Annotated in this window: 1 protein-coding gene; it reads right to left on the bottom strand. The window is 43.5% G+C overall.

Features of this window, described 5'->3' with window-relative positions; translation table 11 throughout:
- A partial coding sequence (locus QP363_RS12965) for a hypothetical protein (RefSeq protein WP_284797032.1) occupies positions 1-227 on the bottom strand: 227 nt, incomplete at its 3' end.
- Positions 228-292: the final 65 nt, after the last annotated feature.

Here is a 292-nt window from a genome sequence, read left to right on the forward strand (position 1 = left end):
TCCTTTTCACGTTCATCCTTAGATAGCTTAGCCAATCGTTCAGCTTCTGACTTAGCTTCTTCGATCTCTTGCGCCTTCTCTTCGTCCCACTTTTTACGTTCTGCCCCAATCATTTTGGCCAGATCGTCACGGGTGAAGGTGCGTTCTTCCTTATTATCTTTTTCTTCCGGATTTGTTTCTTGATTATTAGCAATCTCATCTACAGTTTGCTTTTCTTGTTCTGACATTTTATACCTCCTGTGGTTACGCCACGACTCGATAAACTCGTTTTACGTCCGGCGACGATACAAGC

This window comes from Corynebacterium sp. UMB6689 (assembly GCF_030215295.1).
GTDB classification, from domain to species: Bacteria; Actinomycetota; Actinomycetes; order Mycobacteriales; family Mycobacteriaceae; genus Corynebacterium; species Corynebacterium aurimucosum.